The sequence below is a fragment of the Jeotgalicoccus sp. S0W5 genome (assembly GCF_011634875.1).
GTDB lineage: Bacteria > Bacillota > Bacilli > Staphylococcales > Salinicoccaceae > Jeotgalicoccus > Jeotgalicoccus marinus.
Map to the genome: position 1 here is coordinate 19,667 of NZ_SIRQ01000004.1, position 25,746 is coordinate 45,412.

Sequence of the window (25,746 nt, forward strand, 5' to 3'; positions counted from 1 at the left end):
TAAAAAAGATTGTACCATATATTGAAGTGTATAAAAACCAATTTCAATGTAAATGGTTAATTTTTCACAAGGTTAGGAGAGAAATTGTGTCACTGTTTGGTCAATATTAGCTGACTGAGTAATTGCAGAGATCACAGAAATCCCATCTGCACCATTCAACAAACAAGACTTAAAATTATCTACAGTAATGCCACCGATAGCCACTATCGGCAAGGTTGTCTTTTTTGAAATTTCCTTTAACCCAGATAAACCGATGGCTTGACCAGCATCATCTTTAGAACTGGTCGGGTAAACAGGCCCACATCCCAAGTAATCAACACGACTCAAATCGCTCTGTTTTAGTTCTTCTAAATTACCGACAGATAAGCCGATGATTTTATTATTTAAGAATGCTGGTAAATCTTTAGGATTGATATCAGCTTGCCCGACATGCACACCGTCAGCGTCTACAATTCTCTGAAGCTCTACATCATCATTAATTATAAAAGTGACCTTATATTTTTGACACAGGTCTTTTACTTCCATCGCAAATTTAATTAAATCTTCGCCACTTTTAATATTTTCTCCCTTTTCTCTCAACTGAAAACACGTCACTCCTGCCTTAAAGGCAGTTTCTAAATCTTTTAAAGGGTTTTTAAAGCTCGAAGATGAAGCGATGAGATATAACCTTAATACCGATCTATTCATGCACAGTCACCTTAGATTTTTGGTAGTCCGCTTCAGAGAATTTATACATTTCATCAATCAATTGAACTTGAAACATGCCTGGTCCTGACGTACTTAAAGCAGCTTGTTCTGCAGCAATGTTATATAAGCTCACTGCTTTAACAATAGCATCTTGGGTTCGGTCGACTGCTAAAAATGATGCACAAATTGCACCTAAAACACAGCCTGATCCTGTAATTTTCTCTTGGAATTCATGACCATTGTTCATAGAAATAATCGTTTCACCATTGGTATATGCATCGGTCTCACCGGTTACCAAAATTGGCACCTTTAATTTATCATAGGCAACTTTAACGATTTCTTCTGCTTTACCTTCTGCAATAGAGTCCACGCCTTTAGACTCAACATCTAAACCTGCTAAGGCCATAATTTCTCCTGTATTTCCCTTAATTAAATCGACCTTATGGTTTTCTAATATATGGTTGATGACGTTTCTTCTAAAAGTGGAAGCACCATATCCAACAGGATCTATAATCAGAGGTACTTGACTCTGATTCGCTTCTCTTGCCGCTGTTTCATAGAGTTCGATTTTATCTTCACTACAAGTTCCTATGTTGATGAGTACAGCGCCACTATGCTTAATTATGTCAGCCATCTCCTTCTTCTCGCCACTCATAATTGGTGATGCACCGAGTGCAAGTAGGCTATTTGCAGTGAATGGTTTTACTACATCATTGGTAATACATAGAACGAGTGGATTAATGCGTCTTAAGAGTTCAATCATTGTTATTCTCCTTTATATGAAAAATGATTTACCGGCCCACTACCTTGCCCGATACCAGGTGCATGTTTAATAGCATCTGTTATATACGCCTTCGCTGTTTTAAACGCATCTTCCTTAGTATTACCCTTAGCGAGCTCTGCAGTAAGTACCGCTGAAAATGTACATCCTGTACCATGTGTTTGATCTGTGTCGATTCTTTCACTGGATAGTGTCGTAATACGCTCCCCATCATACATATAGTCTGTCGCATCGCCGTCTAAGTGACCACCTTTAATAATGACACTTTTGGCCCCCATTTCATCAACGATGAATTTTAAAGCATGTTCTATATCTGATGTGTTTTCTATCTTCTGTCCTGTAATTGCCTCTGCCTCATGTAGATTTGGTGTCACAATATCAGCGAGCGGAATGAGTGTATTGATGAGCGTATCCATCGATGCTGCGGTCATCAAACGGTCCCCACTTGTTGCAATCATCACAGGATCCATGACATAAGGAATATCATATTCTCTTATGTATTTTGCAATTAAGGTCATCATATCCGCTTCAGCAATCATGCCCGTTTTCATTGCTTTTGGCACTTGATCATCAAAAACACTCTTAAGTTCCTTTTCGATAAAATCTATCGGTACGTTATAGACATCCTGAACGCCTAATGTATTTTGTGCAACAAGTGAGGTGATAACAGCCATGCCGTATACATCTCTTGATGAGAATGCCTTGATATCAGCAGGGACACCTGCCCCACCTGTTGGATCAGTTCCAGCTATTGTTAACGCAGTTGGTAAAGTCATTATTAGATTCCTCCTAAAAAATAAGCCCACTTCCTGAAAAGAAGTGGGCTTATCAAAACGAATGCTGTATTCATTTTATTCGCACTTCCCTCCGCCAGCATAACCTGGATCAGGTAAAAAGGGACAAGTTTTCACTATCTCAGCCAATTGGCGCCCCTAGTGGTAAATGTTATTTAAATGTATTGTATCACATTGTACTTTAGTGTCAAAGAAGATTCCGTTTCCTTATACATATTAAACCGATAAGCATCATCACAATACCTAGACTTGTAACAATTACAACTGCTAACTCATCTAAACCTTCTATAGGAACATCGCTCAAGTAATAAAATGGACTCAGTTTTAAGAAGTTTTCATTTAAGTCAATCAAACTTCCTAAATAATTAACCAAGAATATATATGCCAGATATATCCAGACAAATATATGAAGTCTAGCATATATACCAATGAGTAATGAAGAGACTCCTATAATAAATACCATTGCAGCACTGTAATTAATAAGTCCTTTAATGTAATCGACTTCTGTGAGCTCTAGTCCTGTCACATTAATACTAGCTAAATACATTCCAACTAAGGTCAGTAAATAACTCAGTATACCCACTAAGTTCGCGTAAAACCAGTGTATTAAATATGCCGTTGTAAGTGAAATTCTATTATTTAACGTCGCCGCGTTCATCATCTCTAAACGTCCTGATTTTTCTTCTATTAAAAATCTACCATTCACCATTAAGGCAGGTACCGTCGCAATTAGTGCAGAGATTATAAATAGTAAATTTATAAAAAACATGGTGCCATCTTGACCTTCAAATGCGGCTTTAAGCATATCATTTTGACCGATGACTTGATCAAGATCTCCAAAAATAGAACCGTAAGATAAACCAACTATAAAGAGACCCACTATCCATGACATCATCAAGACCTTACTATTGATGAAGGCTAATCTAAAGTAGCTTGAGATTTTTCTTTCCTTCGGTTTTTTATCGATATTAAAATAACCGCTTCCTAAATCACGCTTGTAAAACAATACGTAACTTAAGGCCACTAATAGAATGACGATTGAGAATGGCATGAGCCATAGTCCAGATGATTCTATACCATAGGCTTCTATACGAGACAACCAGTGATAAGGAGAGATTACAGAAAATCTTGTATCCACCACATCCGTCATTGCTCTGTACAGGTATAAAGCAAGGAGAACGGTGAGTGTCAGACCAAATGTTAGATCTGCACTTTGGAATAATTGTCCGAAAGAAAGCGTCAGTACAAAGAATGAGAGTCCAAATAAGCTCAGACCTAGTGCGTAATATAAGTTTCCAGGTAAGCTTAATCCTTCAACATTGATAAGTTGTAATCCGACAACTAGGATAAAACAGACAAGTATATTGATTATGATACCTAACATGATTTGTGAACTGATGATCGTCGATTTCTTCGTACCTGTCGTTAGAATATATTCCGTTAAACCTTCTTCCTCTGCTTTTCTCCCAATTCCGTTTGCGATTAAAATATTAAACAGACCATGGAAGATTGCCATAATTAACAACATTTGGTGCGCAAACATTACCGGTGATGTGTAATCCCCCTCTGGAATCGGTCCAATTAAGGCCACCATTGCAGGGTTATCAACGGTCATTTTCATACCTAAGCGTTCTTCTTCAGTCCCATATAGTGTGTTAAATACACTGGGTATCGACAGTGAGATACCACATAAAATCAGAAGCCATAAGAAGACCTGAAAACGCACATTACGTCCGATCAATCTAAAATATGTCATTTTGCATCCTCGTAATATCTGATGAAGATATCCTCAAGTTTTGGTGGTGTTGTTTTTAATGATTTGAGATTATAGATCTTCAAATATCTTAAAAACTGAGGAATATCATTATTATCGATGAACATATGGTAACCATCACTGTCAGATGAAAAATCATGAATAAATTTTTGATGTTTTAACGCATCAATATTATCATCAGTTTCGATGATATATTCTACTCGAGTAATGTGCCTAAGATCATTCATAGTACCAGCTTCTATGATTTTACCGTCTCTGATTATAGCAATACGATCCGCAAGCTTTTCAACCTCAGAAAGAATATGGCTCGATAATAAGACGGTCTTGTTATTATTTTTTAAGTTGATGATTTCTTCATGAAACACTCGCTCCATTAATGGGTCAAGACCAGTAGTTGGTTCATCAAAGATAAATACATCTGCATCACTGAGAAAAGCACTAATTAATGCAACTTTTTGTTTATTTCCCTTGGAATACGTCTTACATTTTTTATGTATATCTAATCTAAAACGTTCAATTAATGCCGCTTTTCTGTCATCGTTATGATAGCCTTTAGCAGCCATCATGAAGTCGATGACCTCACCACCTGTTAAGTTTCCCCACAGATTGACATCCCCAGGAACGTATGCAATCTTTTCAATATAGTTTTTATTTTCCTTAATATTTTTATCATTGAAAAGAATATCACCTTTCGTTGGTTCCAAAGCACCAATAATCATACGAATTGTCGTCGATTTCCCCGCTCCATTCGGTCCGATAAAACCAAAAACTTCTCCAGGATATAGAGTGAACGATACGTCTTTGACTGCTTTAACCTTGCCAAAATGTTTAGATAAATTCACCAGTTCAAGCATACTGAACCCTCCTTAATCTATTGGCTTAATTTTACCACAAAAAAACATCGACACTATAGGAGTGCCGATGTTGATTTTATCTTATAGTCTTGAACCACATACAGGCCAAGGTGATGATCCTCTTTGATCATATAGCATTTGTGCTCTTTGTGTTTGTTCAGCAGCAGATGCTTGTGAAGCAACACCTGAACCACCTACTGACTGCCAAGTTTGAGCATCAAACTGGTATAGGCCGTGATATAGACCATTAGCACTTACGACACTCGCGTTTCCGCCAGATTCACAAGCTGCTAAAGCACCCCAGTTTAAGCCGCTATTTGTATTTGTACTTTGTGCTTGTTGTTGTGGCTGCTGTTGTTGTTGTGCTTGTTGTTGAACTTCTTCTTCTTGAACCTCTTCAGCTGGCGCATTAGTTGTTGTTTCTTCAACTTTTTCCACCTCAGTTGCTGGTTCAGCAACTGGAGTTGCTGCATCTGGTGCTGCATCAGCGGCAACAACTAATTCTTTACCTACAAAAATAATATCTGATGATAGGTTGTTCCATTCTTTAAGTTCAGCTACAGAGACATCGAATTCTACAGCGATATCAAAAAGTGTGTCACCTGCTTCAATTACATATGTATCTTTTACTTCTTTATTGTCTTTGTCAGATGTTTCTTCTTTAGCTTCAGTTTTTTTATCTCCATCAATTTCTAATACTTGACCAGGAACGATAATATCTGAAGTTAAGTTGTTATCTTTTTTAAGTGATTCAACTGTTACATTGTTCTCTTCTGCTAGTACCCATAATGAGTCACCTGATTCTACTGTGTGTGACGCCGCTTCTGCCGAATATGCAATAGTAGTTGAAACTGCTGCAACTGCTCCAAATGCTAAAACCTTTTTCATAAGAATATTTCCTCCATAATGTTTAATTCATTTTTACCAATACTCGCCGCTCTTTTTCATTAACGATATTTATTATAGGGAAAAAAGTCATTACATAGGTTACAGCAATTTAAAAATTTAATCGTTTCTTTACAATCATATTACAAAAAGTTCAGTTTAATACAATTAGATTTCATTAATCTGAATATTTTATATCATAAAAATAAGCATATCTATGAGCCGCAGCAGCTCATTAGATATGCTTTGTGAGTGAGATGAATTGGTGCATCATAAGTGGGGTAAAATTAAGCGATTACTTTGTCTTTACTTTCTTCTGTTTTAATTTCTGCTTCTTCAACTATGCTTTGAATCACTTCAATTTGCTTTTCTCTATCAGTATTTGCTGCTTGTTTTGACTCAGTTATAGTATGTACGTACTGTTCACCGAGTGCGTCTTGGATGTTGTAGTGATTGACTGCTTGTTCAATCAACCGAGATGGATTAGAAATATCTGTACGATTTTGAATCTTTTCAGGCACTTGTTTAACACTCTCTACCCAAATTTCCATGCGGTACTCTCTAGTACCATCATCACTTGTAGTTGTAGTGGTTGCTAACTGTCCACTGACACATAATATGTCACCTATATTTGTCATTTCTAATACTTTTGGTACACTCTTTCCAAAGGCTTTACAGTAAAGAAAATGTACTTCTTTTTCACGACGACTATCTTTCGGCACACGAACTGTAGCAATAATAAATGCATTGACACTACCTTGGGCATTTTTCGCAATGACGTTGTTGCTAATAAGTTCACCGACAAGCAATACTTTGTTCATCATCTTATTTCACCACCCTTCCTGTTACCAATGTAAGTGAGGATGAAATATTCTGCAAAAAGCAATAATTTCATTTCCGCTTAGAATAATATACAATAATGACAAAAGACCACTTAAAATATAGCAAGAATTCAAAAATAGTAAATTTTAGCATACGAAAAAAGATAATTTGTATTTTATGAAGGGGTAATCAAAATGAAATCATTTAAGGTGATTGATCTAAAAATTATTCAAGAACAGAATTTTATCGTTCCAGAAGTACTAGATGGTGTCATCATTAACTTAGAAGAAGGCGAGGAACCATGGATTATTGAGATTGTGACCTCCAGTCATCTATCATCAGTGCTCACCAAATTAAAAGATCAACAACTTGATATGATGGTGACAATTACTAGACCGACCAACACACCAGCAAAATTTTCAGCTACTTTAATGGATATTCATGATAAGGAAGATAAAACCTCAGTTATTTTTAAAGGGGCGATAGTCACTCATGGTCCAAACTATGCTGAGAACCTACTTGCCTACCTTGTTGAAAAAGGGTATGAAGGTGAGTCTCTCATTAACGAATTCAATGTTCGTATGGAATCAAAAGAAGATTTTGAGAAAGAAGAGGAATAAAAAAAAGCGTATGACAACATTAAGTCATACGCATTTTTCTATTCACTTTTAACATCTGATATCGCAAATGTAATCTCACATTGGCAAGCAATTTCACCGTCTACTTTGGCAACAGCAGTTCCTTTACCAATTGGACCACGAATCTTCGTAATTTCTACGTATAGGTCAAGTGTGTCACCTGGTGTGACTTGTTTTTTAAAACGGCACTTATCTATACCAGCAAAAAAAGCCAGTTTCCCTTTATATTCCTCTTGTTGTAACAGTGCAACGCCACCAACCTGTGCTAATGCCTCAACAATTAACACACCAGGCATTACTGCATATTCAGGAAAATGACCTTCAAAGAATGCTTCATTACCTGATACTTGTTTAATTCCTCTACAGCTTACACCAGGATCAACTTCCGTTACTCTATCAATAAGTAAAAATGGTGGTCTGTGAGGTAAAATCGCTTTAATTTGATTATATGTCAGCATTGCTGTCGTCAACCCCTAGTCAAGTTAATGATATGTTCCCATGTTTCTATTCTAAATACACCAAACGGATTATCTAATATGCCATAGCCAATCATTAGGCCTAAAAAGATAAGCACAATAGCAACATATAGAAACAGTAAAATTCTAACTAACAATGGGAATCTACGGTGAACGATTTTTTGTTCTTGTTCTGCCATAGTATTACCCCTCTACTTTGATGTCACCAAATGCTCTATAGAAGTACTATCATCTGTACGTTCGATATCCGCACCTAGTGCTTTAAGTTTTTCATGGAAACGGACGTAACCACGATCTAAATGTTGAAGTTCCGATACGACAGTATAGTCTTTTGCAGCAAGTCCTGCAAGTACTAAAGCAGCACCCGCACGTAAATCAGTCGCTTTTACTTGAGCGCCAAATAACTGACCACCACCACGAATCACTGCGTGGTTATCTTCTAACGTAATGTCAGCATTCATTGCGGAGAATTCTCTAACGTGCATGAAACGATTCTCAAATATTGTTTCTGTGACGATACTCGTACCTTCAATCGTCGTTAATAAAGCCATCATCTGACTTTGCATGTCTGTTGGGAAACCAGGATGTGGCATCGTTTTAATATCTACATTTTTATATGTGTCAGCTGGAATAAGGCGAACATCATTGCCTTCTTCAACGAATGTAATGCCGATTTCCTCTAGTTTTGAAACGACTGCAGATAAGTGTTCAATGACTACATTCTTTAAGGTAATTTCACTTCTAGTAATGGCACCAGCAATCATAAAAGTACCAGCTTCTATACGGTCAGGAATAACTGAATGCTCAGTCCCTTTCAAGGATTCAACACCTACAATTTTAATGTGTCCAGTTCCTGCACCAGTGACATGACCACCCATTACATTAATGTAATTTGCTAAATCTACAATTTCAGGCTCCATTGCAGCATTCTCTAAATGAGTAACGCCTTCTGCTAAACTCGCAGCCATCATTAAGTTCTGAGTCGCCCCAACACTTGGGAAGTCCATGTGAATTTTTGTTCCTTGTAGACGACCATCAATTTTACCTTCGATGTAACCAGCAGTCTGTTGGAAAGACGCACCCATCTTTTCTAGACCTTTAATATGTTGTTCAATCGGTCTTGAACCAATTGCGCAACCACCTGGCATCGCGATATTACAATAGCCATAACGGCTCAGTAATGGTCCCATTACGAGCATACTTGCGCGCATTTTACTGACAAGTTCATATGGTGCGATGCAGGTAAGTTCACCTGAAGCGTCAATTGTAACTTGATTTTTACCTCGTTCTACTTTTGCGCCTAAAATTTTATTTAAGTTAGTTAATGTATCTACATCTGATAATTCTGGTACGTTTTTAATAATTGACTGTCCCTCTGATGCTAATAGAGATGCTGCCAAAATCGGTAGTACTGCGTTTTTAGCCCCTTCTATTTCAACGGAACCAGATAGCTTGTTACCACCTTTAACTATAATCTTTTCCATCTTCTCACTCCATAAATTCTCTACCACTCATGTCAATAATACGATGTTAACACTGCCTTTGTAAAGCGATTAGCTAAACATAATAGCCGCCTCTTGAGTATATCTGAATACGTCCATTATAAAGTTACTTAGCGCTGTCCCAATCAATACACTGAGCAAGATCATTAACATTCGTCCACGAGCGACTTCTCCTTGCTTGAAGAGTAGTTCAAGCCTCACTCCTTTTAATACCCAAAATGCGAGTATTATACACAGGAAGTGAAGAATTATATGCATAAATGCAAGTTCAGAATAACCCATAGTTTAATCTCCTTTAAATGAAAAAAAGACTGGATTATCCAGTCTTTTAGTTTAATATTTTGAAACCTCTAGGCGATTTACTGCACGGTGAAGTGCAAGTTCTGCGCGGTACTTATCAACGCGCTCGTCCTGGGCACGATTTAAGAGTTCTTCTGCTCTTTTTTTCGCTGCCTCAGCACGCTCTGTATCAATTTCAGCAGAGAATTCGCCAGCTTGAACAAGTACTGTGACTTGTTCTGGTTTGATTTCAGCAAAGCCTTCAGTAACCGCTAAGTACTCAAACTTTCCATCAATCTTAACGCGAAGGACACCTATTTTAAGTGGTGTAACTGTAGGAATGTGTCCTGCCATCACACCAAGTTCGCCCTGTACAGTTTGAAGAACCACAATCTCGCAGTCTTCTTCATGAAAGACAGAACCATTAGGAGTAACTACATCCAGTGCAATTGTTGCCATGATTTACCCTCCCGTTTTAGACTTCCGCACCTTGTTGACGTGCTTTTTCAAGAACATCTTCGATGCCGCCTACGAGACGGAATGCATCTTCCGGAACGTGGTCGTATTTTCCTTCTAAAATCTCTTTGAAATCCTGTACAGTTTGTTTAACTGGTACATATGAACCTTTTTGCCCTGTAAACTGTTCAGCAACGTGGAAATTCTGACTTAAGAAGAACTGAATACGACGCGCACGTGCGACTGTATTTTTGTCTTCATCAGATAACTCATCCATACCAAGGATTGCAATGATATCTTGCAACTCACTGTATTTCTGAAGTGTCTCTTGAACGCCCCTAGCTACATTGTAGTGCTCTTCTCCAACAATGTTAGGAGAAAGCGCACGTGATGTTGAAGCAAGTGGATCCACTGCTGGGTAAATACCCATTTCAGAAAGTTTACGCTCTAAGTTTGTTGTTGCATCAAGGTGAGCAAATGTTTGTGCTGGTGCCGGGTCAGTATAGTCATCGGCAGGTACGAATACCGCTTGAATTGACGTTACTGAACCAACATTTGTTGATGTAATACGTTCTTGTAACTGACCCATTTCAGTTGCAAGTGTAGGTTGATAACCAACCGCTGAAGGCATACGTCCAAGAAGTGCAGACACCTCTGAACCAGCTTGTGTAAAGCGGAAAATGTTATCGATAAATAGCAATACGTCCTGACCTTGTTCATCACGGAAATATTCTGCCATTGTTAATCCTGAAAGTGCAACACGCATACGCGCACCAGGTGGTTCATTCATTTGACCGAAGACCATTGCAGTCTTCTCGATTACACCTGAATCTTTCATTTCGTAGTAAAGGTCATTACCTTCACGTGTACGTTCACCAACTCCGGCGAATACAGAAATACCACCGTGCTCTTGGGCAACGTTATTGATTAGTTCTTGAATAAGAACGGTTTTACCTACACCGGCACCACCGAACAACCCAACTTTACCACCTTTGGTATAAGGGGCAAGTAAGTCTACTACTTTAATTCCAGTCTCAAGAATCTCAGTTGAAGTAGATAATTCATCGAATTTAGGTGCTAATCTATGAATTGGGTCACGACGCTCACTGGCTGGGATTGGTTCACCTAAATCAATATTTTCACCAAGGATGTTGAATACACGACCTAGTGTGTTTTCGCCAACTGGTACAGAAATTGGCGCACCAGTATTAACAACTTCAGCACCACGACGTAAGCCATCTGTTGAACTCATCGCAATCGTTCTAACAATGTTATCTCCGCGGTGAAGCGCAACTTCTAAAGTCAGTGAGATTGGTTCTGAACCGGCAATGTCAATTTTTACAGTAAGCGCATTATTAATTTCAGGTAGTTCGCCTTCGTTGAATCTTACATCAACAACTGGCCCCATAATTTGGACTACTTGACCTAAAGCCATTTAATTTCCTCCTAATCTCTTTTATTCTAATGCAGAAGCACCGCCAACGATTTCCGTAATTTCCTGGGTAATCGCAGCTTGTCTTAAGCGGTTATACTGCAGTGTAAGATCGCCAATAAGTTCCTTGGCGTTGTCAGTTGCTGCTTTCATTGCTGTCATACGGGCTGCATGCTCACTCGCTTTCGCATCAAGTAAAGCACCATATATTAAGCTCTCAGCATACTGAGGTAAAATTGTTTCAAGAATTGATTCTTTATCTGGTTCAAATTCGTAACTTGCAAGTGCTGATTCTTCACTTTCAGTTTGAATATCGCGCTCTGTTAGTGGAAGCAGTTTTCTTACAGTAATATCTTGTTGTAAGACGTTTACGAATTTATTATACACAATGTACAATTCGTCAATATCTTCATTAACGAATTCGTTTACCGATTGGCTCGCAATTTCTTTCACGCTTGCGAAATCAGGCTGATCCGGTAGGCCAAGTCGATAGTTCGTTATATCAAAACCACGCCCTATTAAAGTCTCATAGCCAATTTTACCGAGGACGAATAGATCATATGAATCCGGATTATTGTCGTGTTTCTTGGCAACTTCTTGTGAAATTGCTTTGACAACATTACTATTGTAAGCCCCTGCTTTACCGGTATCACTTGAAATAATGATGTAACCCGTTCTCTTAATTGGTCTCTCTTCTAACATAGGGTGTGAGCTTTCATTATCGCTAGCAGCAATTCCTCTTACAGTTTCTTGGATTTTATCCATATAGGGTTGGAACTGTTTCGCATTTTGCTCCGCCCTACTAAGTTTAGAGTTTGCTACCATGTGCATTGCGCCTGTTAATTGACTCATCTTTTTCGTTGAGCCAATCCGGCCTTTAATTTCTCTTAATGAAGCCATGAATTCACCACCTTAGTCTTACTTAATTAGTTAGAAGGGTTAAAGAGCTTTTTAAAGCTGTTGATTGCTTCGTCAAATGCATTTCCGTCTGGTAACTGTTTAGTATCAGCGATTTGCTTCAATAGTTCCGGTTGATTTGCATCCATCCAGCTTAGGAATTCAGCTTCAAAACGAGTCACATCTTCAACAGGTACATCATCTAAATAACCATTAACGAGTGCAAATAAAATTGCAACTTGTTTTTCAACTTTTAACGGTGCGTTTTCCGGTTGTTTAAGTACTTCAACAGTACGTGCACCACGGTCAAGTTTCGCTTTAGTTGCTTCATCTAAGTCTGAACCGAACTGAGCAAAAGCCTCAAGTTCACGGTAAGACGCTAAGTCTAGACGTAATGTACCGGCAACTTTTTTCATTGCTTTAATTTGTGCAGAACCACCAACACGTGATACTGATAATCCGGCGTTGATTGCTGGACGTACACCTGAGTGGAATAGATCACTCTGTAAGAAGATCTGTCCATCAGTGATTGAGATAACGTTTGTTGGAACGAAGGCACTGATATCGCCAGCTTGTGTTTCGATGAATGGTAGTGCTGTAATCGAACCGCCACCTAAATCGTCATTTAATTTCGCTGCGCGTTCTAAAAGACGACTGTGTAGGTAGAATACGTCACCTGGGAAAGCTTCACGACCTGGCGGACGACGTAATAGTAAAGATAACTCACGGTAAGCAGCTGCTTGTTTAGTTAAGTCATCATATACGATTAGAACGTGTTTACCATTGAACATGAATTCTTCTGCCATTGATACACCAGCATATGGTGAGATGTATAGTAATGGCGCTGGATCTGCAGCACCTGCAGTTACAACAATTGTGTAGTCAAGCGCACCGTTTTTACGTAGCGTTTCTACTGTTGAACGTACTGTAGATTCTTTTTGTCCAATCGCAACATATACACAAATCATGTCTTGATCTTTTTGGTTTAAGATTGTATCAATCGCGACAGTCGTTTTACCAGTTTGACGGTCACCGATAATTAATTCACGTTGTCCACGACCAATTGGTACTAGCGCATCGATTGCTTTAATACCTGTTTGTAGTGGCTCATCAACACTTTTACGATCCATAACCCCTGTTGCTGGACTTTCAATAGGTCTCGTTTTACTTGTGTTGATTGGCCCTTTACCATCTATTGGTTGACCAAGTGGGTTTACAACACGGCCAATAAGTTCTTCACCAACAGGTACCTCCATAATACGTCCTGTACGTTTAACTTCATCGCCTTCTTTAATGTCGTCACTTGGCCCAAGAATTACTATACCAACATTATCTTCTTCAAGGTTTTGAGCAAGTCCTAATACTCCACTAGGAAACTCAATTAACTCTCCAGCCATCGCATCGTTTAAACCGTGAGCAAGTGCAATACCATCACCAACCTGGATTACAGTACCAGTGTCTGTGACTTGCATGTCCTTGTCATAGTTTTCAATTTGACTTCTTAAGAGAGCACTTATTTCGTCAGCTTTGATTGCCATGAAAATGTCACTCCTTTAGCTATTCGTATGTTCTTTAAATTTATTTCTGATGCCTTCAAGTTGATTCTGTACTGAACCGTCGTATACTTTCGAACCGATAAGTACTCTTACACCACCAATGAGCGCCTCATTGATATTGTTTGTAATGAGCAGTTTTTCATAGCCTGTTTTATCGATAAAAATCTGTCCAAGCTGATCTAGCTCTTCAGTGGAAAGTTTATATACAGATTCTACAGTCACACGCGCCTGATTATGTTGTTCATCATATAGATGAAGGAATTCACTGTAAACTTCGTCTACTAATGAGACGCGATGCTTATCCGTTAAAATCCTCAATAAGTTCAAAAGCAGTCTGTGACTATCTTTAAATGTTGTCTCGATTACATTCTTTCTATCTTCAATAGATACTTTAGGGTTATTCATGAATTCTTTAAAGCTCTCAACTGAAGCGATTGCTTTAGTCACTTCAAAAAAATCATTTTTAACTTCTTCTAAAACATCTTCTTTTACCGCTACTTCATATAATGCATTGGCATATTGTTGACTCGCTCTCGCCATTATTTATCGCCCGCTTCCTGTAAATACTTAGAAACAAGGCCTTTTTGATCTTCAACATTGAGTTCTTTTACAATCATCTTCTCTGCAATAAGTACAGATAGTTCAGCTACTTGATCATTGATATCTCTGACTGCTTGTTCTTTCTCACGCTCAATATCAACTTTCGCTTCTTGAATCATCTGTGTCGCGCGAGTTTGAGCATCAGTGATAATTGCTTCTTGTTCTTTCTTCGCTTGACCTTTGGCATTTTCCATCAGTTCAGAAATTTCTGCTTGTGTTTGTTTTAACAATGCATCGTTCTCTGCTTTTAAGCGTTCTGCCTCAGCTTTTCTTTGTTCTGCAGAATCTATATCGTCATGAATTAGCTGTTCGCGATCATCCATGATTTTTTTAACTGGTTTCCAAACGTAATATGAAAGCACTAAAAGTAATGCTATGAAACTGACTAACAAGACAAATGATGTGCCGACTGCAGTACCCATACTCTCACCAGCAGCACCTAAAATTAATAGTTCCACCTATGTACACTCCTTTCAAAAAAGTCTTTTCACCTGTAATTATTTACATAATAAGATGGCGAAATCTTTAAAGTAAGACTTCGCCTTTTATAACGACTCTTAGAACGTGAACATAAGTAAGAATGCAATAACGATCGCCATGATTGGAACGGCCTCAACAACCCCGATACCAATGAACATAATCGTTTGTAATGGACCACGTGATTCAGGTTGACGTGCAACACCTTCTACAGTTTTTGAAACAACCATACCGATACCAAATGATGCGCCAAGAGCGGCTAAACCTGCTGCAATACCAGCTGCTAGTAAATTCATAAAATATTTCCTCCTAGAAATTTAAATAATTAGTTTTTATTATATATTAATGATAATCGCTCACCTTATGTGATAGATAAACCATTGATAACATTACGAATATAAATGCCTGAATTGCACCTATAAATACTTTGAATCCTTGCCATACCATCATCGGAATAAATCCTAAAGCACCTAACACGCTACCGCTCACTACTAAATTAAGTAGTAACAGAAGTAGGATTTCCCCAGCGTAGACGTTACCGTAAAGACGTAAACCTAACGTTAAGTTATATGTAAATTCTTCGATGAATTTGATTGGTGCTAACCACCACATCGGTGTAACATACTGTTTTAAATAGCCGCCGACACCTTGTTGCTTCACGCCGTAATAGTGTGTCAAAACAATCATCAAGCCTGCCAATGTCAGTGTGACTACTGGATCAGCTGTCGGTGATTTAACCCACAATGTGTGATCTGCATCTGGTGCGATAAACGTAAATGGTATACCAATTAAGTTTCCGACTAAAATAAATAAGAACAGTGTTAATGCTAAAAAGTGGAATTGTCCACCATCTTTCCACGACATGTTACTCTTGATGATTCCTTTGACAAAGTTCATCAGCGCTTCGACAAGGACTTGCCCTTTACCTGTAGGTCTTACCGCGAGTTTTCGCGTCATGAAAAACAGTGTAAAAAATATGACTAGACATGTGATGATAATCATCAAGGAAGTTGCAAGTTCAAAAATGATTGGTATCCCAAATAAATTAAGTTCCAAGGTTGGACTTCCGTGTTCCATTTCTTCACCTCTTCCGTTTATAAAGTTCAAGTACTGCACGCCAGACAATCAGCGCATAAGTCAGTAAGAGTCCGACTAACATACCAAAGATATTAATATAGTCGGGGAATCTTACCCAGATTAAACAGAGTGCAATGACGACGAGCATGCGCGTCAAAGTCCCTGTCTTCACCCTTTCACCATTGCTCTCTTGTGCCACTTTTAAATGATAAAACCAACTATATGATGTAAACATCGAGCCAATTATACCAAGTGATAAACCTAGAAAAAACGGTGAAAATGTAAATATATAAACAATAGTACTGATTATAAAAAGTACTATTAAATATTTCAAAAAGAGCTGAAAATAGCTTTTAAAAATTTGTGATGTCATGGTTACTCCCTGACTAAATGTAAAAGTTGTGAAAACAATTACATGCTCTAATAATTTTATCGGAGTGTGTTTTTTGTGTCAACAAAATCTCAGAATCTTAACATGTTGTTCACAATTACTAATCGTTTACAGAGAAACTGATAGGTTTTTCTTTTAGTATTCCATAGTAATACTTAATATTGTCACATATTCTTCGTGATGCTTGCCCATCTCCGTATGGATTTTGAGTTTGAGCCATGTTGTTATATTTCGCTTCATCAGTTAAAAGCTCTTTGGCTAATTGGTAGATATTTTCCTTATCAATACCAGCAAGTTTTAGAGTCCCTGCTTTGACACCTTCAGGGCGTTCAGTTGTATCTCTTAAAACAAGGACAGGTTTACCTAGTGAAGGCGCTTCTTCTTGAACCCCTCCAGAGTCTGTCATGATTAAATGACTCTTCGCTGCAAAGTTGTGAAAATCTAAAACATCTAATGGCTCAATCAACTCAATTCGGTCATGTCCACCTAGATATTGATCAGCAATTTCACGCACTTTAGGATTCTTATGCATTGGGTAAACGACAGTAACGTCTTCAAACTCATCCACAAGTTGTCTAACCGCTCCAAAAATGTTGTGCATTGGTGTACCAATGTTTTCACGACGGTGTGCAGTGAGCAATACGACTTTGTTATCTTTATGTTTTTCAATAATTTCTGAATGATAGTCATCATTAACAGTAGTCTTTAATGCATCGATTGCTGTATTCCCTGTAACTGAAATACGTTCCGCATCTTTCGCTTCATTTAATAGATTTTGACGGGCATCATCAGTCGGTGCAAAGTGTAAATCTGCTAAGACACCTGTCATTTGACGGTTCGCCTCTTCAGGGAAAGGTGAATATTTGTTATGTGTACGTAAACCTGCTTCCACGTGACCGATGTCTACTTCGTTGTAGAATGCAGCAAGAGAACCTGCAAAAGTCGTCGTTGTATCTCCGTGTACTAAAATCATATCAGGTTTTACTTCTTTGATTACTGATTCTAAACCATTAAGAACACGCCCTGTTACTTCAGATAAAGTCTGACCAGCTTTCATAATATTTAGATCATAATCAGGTGTGATTTCAAATGTTTCCAATACTTGGTCCAGCATTTCTCTATGTTGTGCCGTGACTACTACAATAGGTTCAATACTTTCATCTTTTTTCATTTCCAATACTAGAGGCGCCATTTTAATGGCTTCAGGTCTAGTACCAAAAATAGTCATTATTTTTTTCATAGCAATCTCCTAGATTTAATTATCGTGTGCCGAATAAACGGTCACCCGCGTCGCCAAGTCCTGGTACGATATAACTCTTCTCATTTAACTTTTCATCAAGTGCAGCAATATATATGTCTACATCCGGGTGCGCTTCTTTTAATACTTCAACGCCTTCTGGCGCTGCGATTAAACAGATAAAACGAATCTTAGTCGCACCATGTTTTTTAATAGCAGTAATCGCTTCTACTGCAGAAGCACCTGTCGCTAACATTGGATCGATAACAAAGATATCTCTATCTTCAATATCACCCGGGAATTTAGCATAGTACTCAATCGCTTCTAATGTTTCTGGATCACGGTATAAACCGATGTGTCCAACACGGGCAGATGGAATAAGTTTTAAAATACCTTCTTGCATACCGAGTCCCGCTCTTAGGATTGGTACAAGACCCAATTTTTTACCACTTAATCTTTTAGCCGTTGTTTCTTGTACAGGTGTCTTTACTGTGACATCTTCTAAAGATAAATCTCTCGTAACTTCGTATGCCATTAGCATACCCACTTCATCTACGAGTTCTCTAAATTGTTTTGTCGAAGTTTTCTCATCACGTATGTAAGACATCTTATGTTGAATTAACGGATGATCCATTACTTGTACTTTAGACATATTACTTCCTCCACTCCAGAAATTAACCGGATGATACCATCCGGTTTATATTATAACTTACTTTATTTATATAGTGGATACTTTCCTGTCAATTTTGTTACCTTATCCTGAATTCCATCAAAACTTTCCTCGTCTTTAAGGCGAGTTAAAGTTTCTACTATAATATTACCGACTTCTGTCATATCTTCTGTTGTGAATCCTCTTGTTGTCATTGCTGGTGTACCCAGGCGAATACCACTTGTAACGAAAGGTGATGCTTCGTCAAATGGAATTGTATTCTTGTTTACTGTAATTCCGACTTCATCTAACGCTTCTTCAGCTGCTTTACCAGTCAGACCAAACGCTTTTACATCAACGAGTACTAAGTGGTTATCCGTCCCGCCCGATACGATACGTAAACCACCCTTTTCAAGTGATGTCGCTAAGGCTTGTGCATTATCAATCACTTGTTGCTGGTATACTTTAAATTCTGGTTGTAGGGCTTCACCAAAAGCAACAGCTTTAGCTGCAATAACATGCATTAATGGTCCACCTTGAATACCAGGGAAGATTGTTTTATCGATTATTTTTGCATACTCATCGGTAGTTAAAATAAGACCTCCACGTGGCCCTCTCAATGTTTTATGAGTTGTTGATGTTACAAAGTGAGCATGTGGAACTGGGTTCGGATGTAATCCAGCTGCAACTAAGCCAGCAATATGCGCCATATCTACTAATAGGAAGGCACCAACCTCATCTGCAATCTCACGGAACTTCTCAAAGTCCAAAGTCTTTGCATACGCACTACCACCTGCAACAATCATTTTTGGTTGCTCTTTAACAGCAACTTCACGTAGTGCATCATAATCGATTTCTTCAGTGTCTCTTGTCACCCCATAGGAAACAAAATTAAATAACTTACCGCTGAAATTTACTGGTGACCCGTGTGTTAAATGTCCACCATGAGACAAGTTCATACCAAGGATTTTATCCCCCGATTCTAACACACTGAAGTAAACAGCCATATTCGCCTGAGAACCTGAGTGTGGTTGAACATTAGCGTGTTCTGCTCCAAATATTTCTTTTACGCGGTCACGTGCAAGGTTTTCAACAACATCAACATGTTCACATCCACCGTAATAACGTTTTTCAGGATAACCTTCTGCGTATTTATTTGTTAATATTGACCCTTGAGCTTCCAATACAGCCTGTGAAACAAAGTTTTCACTAGCAATGAGTTCAATATTGTTATTTTGTCTATCCAGTTCCTTATTAATCACTTCTTGTACTTGTGGATCTTGATTGCTTATGTAAGACATAACTTACACCCCTTCATTATTTATAATGCGCTCTTGGTCCCCCAATAAGTTTCGGACGTGAACCCGCAATTGTTACAACTGCTTGGCCAACCGTTTTAACTGACGTGCGCACTGGTACGGCCACTTTCTTCATATGCATACCAATCATAGTTTGACCGATATCGATGCCGCAATCTGCGACGACACCTTCTACGACAACAGGGTCGTCAAGTTGTTGATACGCATATTCACTTAAACTTCCACCTGCATGTTTGTGAGGGACAACCGAAACCTCTTCTAACTGTAAGGCTTCTAAAGTTTCTCTTTCAGTCGTCAAGGCACGGTTGATATGCTCGCACCCTTGGAATAATAAATGTAGATCTTCGTTTTTCGCTAGATTAGAAAGATGCTCATAAATAACAACTGCCGCTTCTTCAGAACTGCCTTTACCGATTGCTTTTCCGACAGTTTCAGAAGTTGAACAACCAATAACTAAGATGTTTTTATTTTTAAAGAAATCATTTTCTTTTAATTCAGAAGTGAGTTGCTCTAAATCATGCTTCAATCTTAGAAATTCGTCTTTCATGTCTACCACCCTCGAATTCAGTATTTAGCCATGTATCTACAATGTCTATAGCTAAGCCTGGACCAATGACCCTCTCACCCATAGCCAAGATATTCGAATCATTGTGTTGACGCGTTGCCTTAGCTGAAAAAGTATCGTGAACTAAAGCACAACGGATACCTTTTGTTTTGTTGGCAGTAATACTCATACCGATACCTGTACCACAAATTAAAATGCCCTTATCAAATTCACCATTAGCCACTTTTTCAGACAGTGGCTTGGCATAGTCGGGATAATCAACAGAGTCTGTCGATTCAGGTCCAAAATCAGTAAAGTCAAGATTACTGTCATTTAAAAATTCAACAATCACTTTTTTTAAGTTGACACCACCATGGTCTGATGCAATTGCTATTTTCATAAGCTCATCTCCTTGTCATTCATTATACCTGTACGTACAGATACTTTCAAAAATTAACTGAATTATAGCTCTATTTTATCGAGATAGGATTTCAACTGCTCAAAAACTTTTTCATATTGCGCGACTGTTCCCCCAAAAGGGTCTTCCACATCAACCTGCTCACCTGTTGTATATTCTGACAGTAGATGTACATTGGCTTGTGGGTTTACAGATAAAATCATTTCTTTATGGTGTGATCCCATTACCAAGAGTACGGAATCTGTTAACTCATCCTCAGTAAGTGGTGTAGGTTTGTCTGGTGAAATAAGATTGTTTTTCTCTATAATTGCTTGTGAGTTTTCACTCGTATCATATGCCGTAACAAATAGACCGCTTGAGTAAATATTTGCTTCTGGATACTTTGTCTTCATATAGCTTTCACAGAGCGGGCTCCTACAAGTATTTCCTGTACACACAAAAATTAACTTAGTCATTTTGAATCACTTCATTACCTGTTGCTTTATAGATACGGTTCATCAAACCTTCAGATTCAGAGACTTTATCAAACCCATGTATGAAGATTGTGTCCACATCTGATGTATCCATAATTCTCAAGGCAGCGTATAGATTCCTTGCCGCCTCTTTATACGATGTTGTATCCCTACATAAACTAATAAATTGAATATCATCACTAATAAAATCCCTACATGTCTCTGGTGCAATTACTCCAACCTTCTGCCCACGTTCAATAGGAAGTTTAGTGTTATTTGTAAACCCACCTTCTATTACAATCAATGGTTGACGTGGTGCATAGTGCTTATACTTCATTCCAGGAGAGATGGGTTTATCATCCTCACTATGGAAATTACCAACATCAGATTCAAGTACCGCTTCTAAATCCGTTCTCGTAATTGCACCTGGACGTGCGATACGGTAAGGGAATTGAGTGCAGTCTAAAACTGTACTTTCAATACCAAAGTTAGCAGATTCACTATCAACTACACCGAAAACTTTATTATTTAAGTCGTCGATGACATGTTTTGCATTTGTTGGAGATGGCTTACCACTTAAATTGGCACTTGGTGCTGCTAGTGGCATATCTGCGTATTGAATAATCTTTCTTCCTACTGGATGGCTCGGCATTCTTACTGCTACTGAATTTAATTCAGCAACGGCATTAGAAGCTAAGTAATCTCCTGTTAAAGGTAAGATAAAAGAAATTGGACCTGGCCAAAATTGCTCCATAAGTTTCTTCACTCTGTCATCAAGTGGTGTTGTAAATGCTTCTAATTGAGAAATGTCATGGATGTGTATAATTAAAGGGTTATCTCCAGGGCGTCCTTTAGCATGAAATATTTTGTGTATGGCTTCATGATTCCTTGCATCTGCAGCAAGACCGTAAACCGTTTCTGTTGGAATGGCTACAACTTCTCCGTAGGTGAATGCTGTTTTAATCTCTTCTAGTTTAAGTGCTAAAGATTCTTGTTCATTTGGATCTGTTAAGTCACTTTCATTTATTTTCCATACTTTAGTCATCATCTTCACCCCATGTAAAGTGTAATATTCTATCTTGCTCGTTTATATCTTTTATAATTACGGGATTAGATATCTGTTTTATATCTTTTACAAACTCGAGTAAGGGCGCTCCCTGTGCATATCCAATTTCAAAATACACCCTACCGCCTTTTGTTAACACGTCATCTAATGTTAATATCATTTTTTTATAAAGCGCGAGTCCATCATCATCTGCAAACAAAGCTTGGTGTGGTTCATATTCAAGTACTGATGGTGTCATGAGGTGAGTCTCGTCTTCACTGACATAGGGTGGATTAGAGATAAGAACATCAAACTGACACCCTGATTCCTTTAGAGGTGTTAATAAATCACCTTGTTTATAGGTGACTTCCACACCTAGGTTCACTCCATTTTCTTTGGCTACACTCAGTGCCTCACTTGAAATATCTGTCACAGTCACCTTATTATTCTTCCAAGTCCTTGCCAAGGTTAGGCCAATTGCCCCTGTACCTGTACCTATATCAGCGACTTGTAAGCCATGATCACTTTCGTTTTTAAGGACATAATATACAAGCTCTTCAGTTTCTGGTCTTGGAATTAAAGTATCCGAGGTCACTTTAAAATAAGTGTCATAAAAGTAAGCTTCTCCAAGTACATACTGATAAGGTTCGTTCTCGTTCACTCTGTCTATAACTTCCATAAGGTAATCATAGTCAGCTTGTGGCATAGATTCGTTTTCGTGAATCATCAATTGACTTAAAGTTAGACCAAACATTTCCTCTAATAAAATCGATGCAATCCGAGTCTCTTGTCCGGATATACTTAAAGAGGCTTCCGCCTCTTTAAGTACTTCTTTATATCGTTTCATTGTTTAACTCTTCTAGTTTAGAGGTTTGCTCTTCGATAGCTAATGCTTCGATAACCTCGTCTAAATTACCATCGATAATCTGATCTAATTTTTGAATTGTTAGACCAATACGGTGGTCTGTCACACGATTTTGTGGATAGTTGTAAGTTCTAATTCGTTCTGAACGGTCCCCTGTTCCTACCGCACTCTTACGTTTTTCGGCATATTCAGCGTGTGCTTCTTGTTGCATCATGTCATATACTCGTGCTTTAAGCACTTTCATTGCACGCTCTCTGTTTTTAATTTGTGATTTCTCATCTTGTGATGTCACAACTGTCCCTGTTGGTAAGTGAGTGATACGTACTGCAGAGTCTGTCGTGTTAACGTGTTGTCCACCAGCACCAGAAGAACGATAGGTATCAATTTTAATATCTTCATTGCGGATTTCAACTTCTACATCTTCAACTTCTGGCAACACTGCGACTGTTGCAGTTGATGTATGAATTCGACCACCCGACTCTGTCTCAGGTACACGTTGAACACGATGCGCACCATTTTCGAATTTCAACTTAGAATACGCACCGTTACCTTGAATCATAAAGCTGATTTCCTTGTAACCTCCGTGTTCACTTGCTGAAGCATCTACTACTTCAATGCGCCATTTCTTATCCTCTGCATAACGAGAATACATTCTAAATAAATCTCCAGCAAAGATTTGCGCTTCATCTCCACCTGCTGCGCCGCGGATTTCAATAATTACGTTCTTATCATCATTAGGGTCTTTAGGGATAATTAAGAATTTCAATTGCTCCTCTAATTTAGGTAGTTCATCTTCAGAAGTTGAAATTTCTTCTTCTAGCATTTCAACCATTTCAGGATCATCTGTCTCTTTTAACATACCTTTAGATTCTTCAATTGTTTCTAAATGTCCCTTATAAACACGGAATACTTCTACAGTCTCTTGGATATCACTTTGTTCTTTAGAGTATTTACGAAGCTTGTCCGAGTCGCTTACAACATCTGGGTCACTTAAGAGCTCAGTTAACTGTTCGTATCGATTTTCAATTATTTCAAGTTGATCAAACATAAGAATACGTCCTTTTCTAGTCACTTTTTCATTTATTAATTATAGCATATATTGCACACAAAAAAACTGCACTGAGACACTCAGTGCAGTTGAATTTAACTTATTGTTCGTTGCTTGATTTAAAACCGAATTTTTTGTTGAATTTCTCAACACGTCCATCCGCAGATGCGAATTTCTGACGACCAGTGTAGAACGGATGTGAATCAGAAGAGATATCTAAACGGATAACTGGGTATTCGTTACCGTCTTCCCACTCCATAGTTTCGTCTGAAGTACGTGTAGATCCGCTCAAGAATTTAAAATTCGTAGTAGAATCTAAGAAGATTACTTTGTTGTAATCAGGATGAATTCCTTGTTTCATAATTTGTCAGCTCCTTTGCCCTGAACCATCTGGAACAGAGTTATTTGTGGTTATCACCACGCATTACTTTGCCATTATACATGTTCAGCATATAAAAATCAATATCTCTTTTAGATTAGATTACAGGTTTACCTGTCTTCTGAGAACTAATCATACGCTCTCTTAAGATATCGAAAAACTCTTCATTTGTTTTAGCTGTCTTAAGAATTCTTAAGAAGCGTTCTGTAAAGTCCGGTGAGTCAGTAAAGAGATTTCTAAGCTGCCATAGAACATCAAGTTCTTTTTTATCTAACAAGAGCTCTTCTTTCCGTGTGCTCGAACGGCTAATATCAATGGCTGGATATACGCGTCTTTCACTCAATCTACGATCGAGATGCAGTTCCATATTCCCTGTTCCTTTAAATTCTTCATAAATAACATCGTCCATACGACTACCTGTATCAACAAGTGCGGTAGAAAGAATTGTTAAGCTTCCACCTGCTTCTATGTTTCTTGCAGCACCAAAGAAGTGCTTAGGTCTATGAAGACTTGCTGGGTCTAGTCCACCAGAAAGTGTTCGTCCAGACGGTGGAATAACTAGGTTATATGCACGTGCAAGACGCGTAATTGAATCCATTAAAATGATGACATCTTCACCCATCTCAACCTGACGTTTTGAGTGTTCAAGCAATAGTTCTGCAACTTTGACGTGGTGTTGAGGAGGTTCATCAAAAGTGGAATGTACAACCTCAGCATTTTCAACGGAACGCTCTAAATCCGTTACTTCCTCAGGACGTTCACCAATGAGTAGTATAAACAACTTGACTCCAGGGTGATTCTTCGTAATTGCTTGAGCAATCTCTTTTAACAGTGAAGTTTTACCTGCCTTAGGTGGTGCAACGACCATACCACGTTGACCAAAACCAATTGGCGTGACTAAGTCCATAATTCGTGTGGACAGATCTTCAGGTTTATTTTCTAAGTGGATACGTTCATCAGGGAAAAGTGGAGTAAGTGCTTGGAAATGCGGGCGTTTTTTAACTTCCTCAGCGTTATGTCCATTAATAAAGTCAACCTGTAAGAGACCATAATACTTTTCATTTTCTTTTGGCTTTCTTACCTTACCAGTAACCTTGTCTCCTTTTTTCAACTCGAAACGGCGAATTTGAGATGCTGAGATATAAATATCTTTTTCACCTTTAGAAAAATTGACCGTTCGTAAGAAACCATATCCATCTTGTTGGATATCATCGAGTATGCCTTCCATGTAATAGTTACCGTCTTTTTCCATTTCAGCTTCTAGAATGGCTAGGACTAATTCTTTTTTATTCAGTTTACTGTAGTTAGACAGCTTTAGTTGTTTGGCGCGCTCGGTTAAGGCTTTAGTGGTGTTGTTCTTATAAAGCGCATCAAACGTTTCATATTTCATATCCTCGGTCTTTTGGTTATCA

At 38.3% G+C, this 25,746-nt stretch carries 32 protein-coding genes and 1 riboswitch; of the genes, 1 reads left to right on the forward strand and 31 read right to left on the reverse strand.

What is annotated here, in order from left to right; translation table 11 throughout:
- Positions 1-72: 72 nt before the first annotated feature.
- The 7 genes from thiE to EYB29_RS06565 form a co-directional block, all read right to left on the reverse strand.
- The gene (gene thiE / locus EYB29_RS06535) at positions 73-687 is read right to left on the reverse strand and encodes a thiamine phosphate synthase (RefSeq protein ID WP_166626930.1); all 615 of its coding nucleotides are present in this window, start codon (positions 685-687) and stop codon (positions 73-75) included.
- Positions 680-1,450: a hydroxyethylthiazole kinase gene (thiM, locus tag EYB29_RS06540; protein WP_051220438.1), complete on the reverse strand. Its 771-nt coding sequence runs from the start codon at positions 1,448-1,450 to the stop codon at positions 680-682. Before thiM ends, thiE begins: the two co-directional genes overlap by 8 nt.
- Before the next feature lie 2 nt (positions 1,451-1,452).
- Positions 1,453-2,247: a bifunctional hydroxymethylpyrimidine kinase/phosphomethylpyrimidine kinase gene (gene thiD, locus EYB29_RS06545; RefSeq protein WP_370545429.1), complete on the reverse strand. Its 795-nt coding sequence runs from the start codon at positions 2,245-2,247 to the stop codon at positions 1,453-1,455.
- A 66-nt stretch (positions 2,248-2,313) separates the two neighbouring features.
- A riboswitch (TPP riboswitch) is annotated at positions 2,314-2,412 on the reverse strand.
- A 37-nt stretch (positions 2,413-2,449) separates the two neighbouring features.
- Positions 2,450-4,018, reverse strand: coding sequence for an ABC transporter permease (locus EYB29_RS06550; protein WP_026865989.1), 1,569 nt, complete (start codon positions 4,016-4,018; stop codon positions 2,450-2,452).
- Positions 4,015-4,890, reverse strand: coding sequence for an ABC transporter ATP-binding protein (locus tag EYB29_RS06555; RefSeq protein WP_166626931.1), 876 nt, complete (start codon positions 4,888-4,890; stop codon positions 4,015-4,017). The genes EYB29_RS06550 and EYB29_RS06555 overlap by 4 nt, the downstream gene beginning before the upstream one ends.
- Before the next feature lie 81 nt (positions 4,891-4,971).
- A complete protein-coding gene (locus tag EYB29_RS06560) occupies positions 4,972-5,778 on the reverse strand; it encodes a transglycosylase family protein (RefSeq protein ID WP_166626932.1) in 807 nt (268 codons plus the stop codon).
- A 284-nt stretch (positions 5,779-6,062) separates the two neighbouring features.
- Entirely contained in the window at positions 6,063-6,599 is a 537-nt protein-coding gene (locus tag EYB29_RS06565; protein ID WP_166626933.1) for a single-stranded DNA-binding protein, read from the reverse strand.
- A 192-nt stretch (positions 6,600-6,791) separates the two neighbouring features.
- On the opposite strand from EYB29_RS06565, the gene EYB29_RS06570 reads away from it, so the two are divergent.
- Entirely contained in the window at positions 6,792-7,217 is a 426-nt protein-coding gene (locus EYB29_RS06570; RefSeq protein WP_166626934.1) for a YwpF family protein, read from the forward strand.
- Positions 7,218-7,255: 38 nt separating this feature from the next.
- Here EYB29_RS06570 and fabZ read toward each other — a convergent pair whose 3' ends face one another.
- From fabZ to rho, 24 genes are all read right to left on the reverse strand, one after another.
- Entirely contained in the window at positions 7,256-7,693 is a 438-nt protein-coding gene (fabZ, locus tag EYB29_RS06575) for a 3-hydroxyacyl-ACP dehydratase FabZ (protein ID WP_166626935.1), read from the reverse strand.
- 8 nt (positions 7,694-7,701) lie between these two features.
- Positions 7,702-7,890: a DNA-directed RNA polymerase subunit beta gene (locus tag EYB29_RS06580; protein WP_026865994.1), complete on the reverse strand. Its 189-nt coding sequence runs from the start codon at positions 7,888-7,890 to the stop codon at positions 7,702-7,704.
- Positions 7,891-7,902: 12 nt separating this feature from the next.
- Positions 7,903-9,195, reverse strand: coding sequence for a UDP-N-acetylglucosamine 1-carboxyvinyltransferase (gene murA / locus EYB29_RS06585; RefSeq protein WP_026865995.1), 1,293 nt, complete (start codon positions 9,193-9,195; stop codon positions 7,903-7,905).
- Between the two features lie 69 nt (positions 9,196-9,264).
- Positions 9,265-9,495, reverse strand: coding sequence for a DUF1146 family protein (locus EYB29_RS06590; protein ID WP_026865996.1), 231 nt, complete (start codon positions 9,493-9,495; stop codon positions 9,265-9,267).
- A gap of 51 nt (positions 9,496-9,546) precedes the next feature.
- Positions 9,547-9,951, reverse strand: coding sequence for a F0F1 ATP synthase subunit epsilon (locus EYB29_RS06595; RefSeq protein WP_026865997.1), 405 nt, complete (start codon positions 9,949-9,951; stop codon positions 9,547-9,549).
- A 16-nt stretch (positions 9,952-9,967) separates the two neighbouring features.
- On the reverse strand, positions 9,968-11,383 hold the full coding sequence (gene atpD / locus EYB29_RS06600) for a F0F1 ATP synthase subunit beta (RefSeq protein WP_026865998.1): 1,416 nt from the start codon (positions 11,381-11,383) through the stop codon (positions 9,968-9,970).
- Positions 11,384-11,404: 21 nt separating this feature from the next.
- The gene (gene atpG, locus EYB29_RS06605) at positions 11,405-12,280 is read right to left on the reverse strand and encodes an ATP synthase F1 subunit gamma (RefSeq protein WP_026865999.1); all 876 of its coding nucleotides are present in this window, start codon (positions 12,278-12,280) and stop codon (positions 11,405-11,407) included.
- Positions 12,281-12,306: 26 nt separating this feature from the next.
- On the reverse strand, positions 12,307-13,815 hold the full coding sequence (gene atpA / locus EYB29_RS06610) for a F0F1 ATP synthase subunit alpha (RefSeq protein ID WP_026866000.1): 1,509 nt from the start codon (positions 13,813-13,815) through the stop codon (positions 12,307-12,309).
- 15 nt (positions 13,816-13,830) lie between these two features.
- Positions 13,831-14,373, reverse strand: a complete 543-nt coding sequence (locus EYB29_RS06615) for a F0F1 ATP synthase subunit delta (RefSeq protein WP_026866001.1) — start codon at positions 14,371-14,373, stop codon at positions 13,831-13,833.
- Positions 14,373-14,891 (reverse strand): F0F1 ATP synthase subunit B, encoded by a 519-nt coding sequence (locus EYB29_RS06620; protein WP_026866002.1) that lies wholly within the window; start codon positions 14,889-14,891, stop codon positions 14,373-14,375. Before EYB29_RS06620 ends, EYB29_RS06615 begins: the two co-directional genes overlap by 1 nt.
- A 99-nt stretch (positions 14,892-14,990) precedes the next feature.
- Positions 14,991-15,206, reverse strand: coding sequence for a F0F1 ATP synthase subunit C (atpE, locus tag EYB29_RS06625; RefSeq protein WP_026859255.1), 216 nt, complete (start codon positions 15,204-15,206; stop codon positions 14,991-14,993).
- 46 nt (positions 15,207-15,252) lie between these two features.
- Complete coding sequence (gene atpB, locus EYB29_RS06630; protein WP_166626936.1) at positions 15,253-15,987, reverse strand: F0F1 ATP synthase subunit A; 735 nt, start codon at positions 15,985-15,987, stop codon at positions 15,253-15,255.
- 4 nt (positions 15,988-15,991) lie between these two features.
- Positions 15,992-16,360, reverse strand: a complete 369-nt coding sequence (locus EYB29_RS06635) for an ATP synthase subunit I (RefSeq protein WP_026866004.1) — start codon at positions 16,358-16,360, stop codon at positions 15,992-15,994.
- A 118-nt stretch (positions 16,361-16,478) separates the two neighbouring features.
- Positions 16,479-17,618, reverse strand: a complete 1,140-nt coding sequence (gene wecB / locus EYB29_RS06640) for a non-hydrolyzing UDP-N-acetylglucosamine 2-epimerase (protein ID WP_166626937.1) — start codon at positions 17,616-17,618, stop codon at positions 16,479-16,481.
- Positions 17,619-17,637: 19 nt separating this feature from the next.
- Positions 17,638-18,267, reverse strand: coding sequence for a uracil phosphoribosyltransferase (upp, locus tag EYB29_RS06645; protein ID WP_026866006.1), 630 nt, complete (start codon positions 18,265-18,267; stop codon positions 17,638-17,640).
- A 62-nt stretch (positions 18,268-18,329) separates the two neighbouring features.
- Positions 18,330-19,565 carry a serine hydroxymethyltransferase gene (locus EYB29_RS06650; RefSeq protein WP_026866007.1) on the reverse strand — a complete coding sequence of 412 codons (1,236 nt, stop codon included), beginning with the start codon at positions 19,563-19,565 and terminating at the stop codon, positions 18,330-18,332.
- Positions 19,566-19,581: 16 nt separating this feature from the next.
- Entirely contained in the window at positions 19,582-20,130 is a 549-nt protein-coding gene (locus EYB29_RS06655) for a TIGR01440 family protein (protein WP_026866008.1), read from the reverse strand.
- Positions 20,099-20,527: a ribose 5-phosphate isomerase B gene (gene rpiB, locus EYB29_RS06660; RefSeq protein ID WP_026866009.1), complete on the reverse strand. Its 429-nt coding sequence runs from the start codon at positions 20,525-20,527 to the stop codon at positions 20,099-20,101. Before rpiB ends, EYB29_RS06655 begins: the two co-directional genes overlap by 32 nt.
- 62 nt (positions 20,528-20,589) lie before the next feature.
- Positions 20,590-21,000, reverse strand: a complete 411-nt coding sequence (locus EYB29_RS06665) for an arsenate reductase/protein-tyrosine-phosphatase family protein (protein ID WP_026866010.1) — start codon at positions 20,998-21,000, stop codon at positions 20,590-20,592.
- Entirely contained in the window at positions 20,993-22,042 is a 1,050-nt protein-coding gene (locus tag EYB29_RS06670; RefSeq protein ID WP_235678860.1) for an L-threonylcarbamoyladenylate synthase, read from the reverse strand. The genes EYB29_RS06665 and EYB29_RS06670 overlap by 8 nt, the downstream gene beginning before the upstream one ends.
- The gene (gene prmC, locus EYB29_RS06675; protein ID WP_166626938.1) at positions 22,035-22,889 is read right to left on the reverse strand and encodes a peptide chain release factor N(5)-glutamine methyltransferase; all 855 of its coding nucleotides are present in this window, start codon (positions 22,887-22,889) and stop codon (positions 22,035-22,037) included. The genes EYB29_RS06670 and prmC overlap by 8 nt, the downstream gene beginning before the upstream one ends.
- Positions 22,876-23,955: a peptide chain release factor 1 gene (gene prfA, locus EYB29_RS06680; RefSeq protein ID WP_026866013.1), complete on the reverse strand. Its 1,080-nt coding sequence runs from the start codon at positions 23,953-23,955 to the stop codon at positions 22,876-22,878. The genes prmC and prfA overlap by 14 nt, the downstream gene beginning before the upstream one ends.
- A 100-nt stretch (positions 23,956-24,055) precedes the next feature.
- Positions 24,056-24,316 (reverse strand): type B 50S ribosomal protein L31, encoded by a 261-nt coding sequence (locus EYB29_RS06685; RefSeq protein WP_026866014.1) that lies wholly within the window; start codon positions 24,314-24,316, stop codon positions 24,056-24,058.
- Positions 24,317-24,431: 115 nt separating this feature from the next.
- Complete coding sequence (gene rho, locus EYB29_RS06690; RefSeq protein WP_370545427.1) at positions 24,432-25,724, reverse strand: transcription termination factor Rho; 1,293 nt, start codon at positions 25,722-25,724, stop codon at positions 24,432-24,434.
- Positions 25,725-25,746: the final 22 nt, after the last annotated feature.